This is a genomic window from Mesorhizobium sp. M7A.F.Ca.CA.003.01.2.1 (genome assembly GCF_003998945.1).
GTDB classification, from domain to species: domain Bacteria; phylum Pseudomonadota; class Alphaproteobacteria; order Rhizobiales; family Rhizobiaceae; genus Mesorhizobium; species Mesorhizobium ciceri.
Map to the genome: position 1 here is coordinate 1 of NZ_RZRA01001154.1, position 1,499 is coordinate 1,499.

Genomic DNA, 1,499 nt, shown 5'->3' on the forward strand with positions numbered 1-1,499 from the left:
TTTCACAACCTCGCAGAAGGTGTCGAGTTTTGTCGAAGCGATCAATTTCGATGACCCCGAGAGCGGGCTGAAATTCCCGGTCACCGTCAGGTCGCCGGAATTGTCGGTCGAAGCCAGCGGCAAGGGCGTGCAGACCAAGCCATTGCTCGATCTCCTGGCATTTGCTGTGGCCAACGAGGACGAGGCGACGCTGAAGGCCAACCAGGCGCAGCTCAAATCGCTTTTGTTCGCCGCCTTACCGCTTTGGCAGCGTATCGACGGGACCTATGGTTTCAAGGATTTCGCGGTGGAAAGCCCGGTCGGCAATTTCGGCGCCACCCAGCTCAGCACCGTGTTCGGCTCCGACGGCGTCGCCCAAAACGGCACGATCACCTACGGCATCAAGGCATCGGGACTGACCGTGCCGACCCAGCTTCTCCCGAGCTGGAGCGTGGGGTTGTTGCCCACCGATGTCGATTTGAACTTTGGCGGCGCCAATATCGATCTCGACAGCATGGCGAAGAAGGCGATCGAAGCCTTTGATCTCAATAAGAATCCGCCGCTGTCTGCCGAATTCGGCGAGCAGCTTAAGGCCGACTTCATGGCCAAGACGCCGAAGGTCGTGCTTGGCCACAGCACCGTGAAGAACAAGGATACGGAGATCGCCCTGGAAGGCGAGATGACATTCCCGGGCGAAAAGCCCGAAGGTAGCGTGACCGTCGATGTCGCCGGCTTCGACAAGCTTGTCGAAGGCCTGCAGGAAGCGGCAAAGTCGGAACCGGAGGTGGCCCAATACGTGCCAGTCGCTCTCATGGCGAAGGGCTTTGGCAAGACGCTGTCCGATGGACGGCTGGAATGGATCGTCAACGCCAAGGCCGACGGTTCGGTCACCGTCAATGGCGTCATGCTGAAGCCTGCCGATCCGGCCGTGGACGACAGCGTGGACGATGGTGACGGCGACGATGACAGCGGGGACGACAGCGGCGGCGCAGGTGCGAAACTGAACCCTTGAAGGCTGGAGTTTAGAGCCCCAGCGCGCTTGCGATCTTCGGCGCGGCTTCGTGCCAGTCCTGGACGACGACCACATCGTCCGTCACCGGGGGCAGGAATGCGCGCAGTGAATTGTCGGCCATCAGGTGGAACAGTTCGGCGTCGGCGACCGATTCCCGCACCGACGCCAGATTGTGCGGCTGATCGTCGACGAAGACCACCGGTCGGCCGGCCTTGCCGCGAAGCTTGGCCACTGCCGGTCCTTTGGCCATTTCAGTGGTCAGAAGCGGGTAGCTCAGTCCAAGCGCGTCGAGATGGACACGACGCACGGCACGGTGTTTGTGCGGCATGGCCGTCAGCAAGATGATTTCCGCGCGGTCGCCAAGCCCTGCCAGGGCCTCTGCCGCGCCGTCCGTAATGTTTTGCCAATCGGCTTGCGTGTCAAAGAAATCGCCCAGCAGTGCCGTGACTTCGGGCTGTTCGATCAGGCGGCCGCTGGCCGTCTCTGCGATGTTGCCGGTCAGCCGGAA

The 1,499-nt window shown here is 61.6% G+C and carries 1 protein-coding gene and 1 pseudogene; one reads left to right on the forward strand and one right to left on the reverse strand.

All coding sequences use genetic code 11. From position 1 onward, the window contains the following. A pseudogene (locus EN969_RS30710) lies at positions 1 to 991 on the forward strand (hypothetical protein); the annotation flags it as partial. A gap of 10 nt (positions 992 to 1,001) precedes the next feature. Here EN969_RS30710 and EN969_RS30715 read toward each other — a convergent pair. Next, positions 1,002 to 1,499: hypothetical protein (locus EN969_RS30715; protein WP_127419714.1), on the reverse strand; the 498-nt coding region annotated here is incomplete at its 5' end.